The organism is Pseudomonas fluorescens (assembly GCF_902497855.1).
GTDB lineage: Bacteria > Pseudomonadota > Gammaproteobacteria > Pseudomonadales > Pseudomonadaceae > Aquipseudomonas > Aquipseudomonas fluorescens_BI.
Genome location: NZ_CABVHU010000048.1, coordinates 1 through 1,605 on the forward strand (window position 1 = coordinate 1; position 1,605 = coordinate 1,605).

The 1,605-nt window shown below is 54.0% G+C and carries 1 protein-coding gene; it reads left to right on the forward strand.

The genetic code is table 11. From position 1 onward, the window contains the following. Nucleotides 1-80: 80 nt before the first annotated feature. Nucleotides 81-1,505: an IS1182 family transposase gene (locus F8N96_RS34780; protein ID WP_191635410.1), complete on the forward strand. Its 1,425-nt coding sequence runs from the start codon at nt 81-83 to the stop codon at nt 1,503-1,505. Nucleotides 1,506-1,605 lie beyond the last annotated feature (100 nt).

The window sequence follows — 1,605 nt, forward strand, 5'->3', positions numbered from 1 at the left end:
CAGACTGTGTGAAAACCTAGCAATCTGCGCGGCACTCAAAGAAAATGCTCCGTATCGAAAGATACGGAGCATTTTTCGTCATGGCCTACATCCAAGGACAGTCCCGCAGCCAGACCAGCCTGTTCCCGGTCTCGCTGGAAGAGTTGATCCCCGAGGATCACCTCGTCCGCGTGATCGACACCTATGTCGCCAAGCTTGATCTTGTACGCTTGGGTTTTGATAAAGCCTTATCAAAAGGTACCGGACGCCCCTCTTACGATCCCGCCGATCATCTCAAGCTGTTCCTCTATGGCTATTTCCAGCGGATTCGCTCATCGCGGCGTCTTGAAGCTGAGTGTCAGCGCAACATCGAAGTGATGTGGTTGATCAACCGGCTCAAACCCGACTTCAAGACCATTGCCGATTTTCGCAAGAACAACAAACCCGCCTTTATTGCGACATGCCGTGCCTTCGTCCAGTTTTGCCGCACGGTGGGTTTGATCGCAGGCGAGCTGGTGGCCATCGATGGCAGCAAGTTTCAGGCGGTTGCTTCCTCGCGGCGTCATATGAATTTGAAGCGGCTCAAGCACCAGGAACAGAAGCTGGATAAACGCATCGCCCAGTATCTGGCCGAGCTGGATGAGGCGGACAAAAACGAAGCCGACGAAGTGGTTGATCGCAGTGCGGTCAAGACGGCTTTGGCGCAACTTGAAGTCAGGCACTCGAATAATCTGACTTGCCAGGCGCTGATGAAATCAATGGAGCTTGAGCAATTCAATACACACGAAAGCGATGCCCGAATGATGCGAACGCACAAAGGGCCACGGGTTGCGTACAACGTGCAAACCGCCGTGGACGCTGAGCATTGCCTGATTCTGCATCATGAAGTCACTCAGGACAGTGATGATCGCAAGCAACTTGAGCCCATGGCCAAGGCTGCCAAAGAACACTTGCAGCAAGACGAACTGGTGGTCACGGCCGATGCGGGCTACTCGAATGGCAAGCAGTTCCAGGCCTGCGAGGATGAGAACATCACGGTTTATGTACCGCCTAATCGGTCAGGTAACTCCAGCAGCAAGGAAAAGGAGTTCTTCGATCGAACCGTATTTACCTATGATGCCCCGCAAGATCGATATCAATGTCCTGCCGGTAAATGGCTGACACTCAAGCAAACCAGCAAGGGCGACCGCATTTACCAGGCGGCGGAGAACGACTGCGCCGCCTGTCCGCTGAAAGCGCAATGCACTGAGGCCAAGCGCCGATACGTCACACGCCATGCTCACGAAGAGGCTTTCGAACGAATGGAGCGGCGAATGCACAGACACCCCGAAATGATGGTCAGCCGAAGATCCATCGTGGAGCATCCCTTCGGCAACCTAAAACAGTGGCTGTTTGGGAATGCTCGGTTCTTGCTACGGCAGCTGGAAGGCACGAGAGCTGAAATGGCCTTGGCGGTGAACGCCTATAACCTGAAAAGAGCGATCAATGTGCTTGGCGCACGTCAGTTGATGGCGTTGATGGGCTGAAACGCCCTTTTTTGTCTGCTGCCCGCACAAAAGCAAACGCCCCGAACAAGTCGGGGCGTTTGATTGGAACCACCATCAGTGCGTTTTCACACAGTCTGTT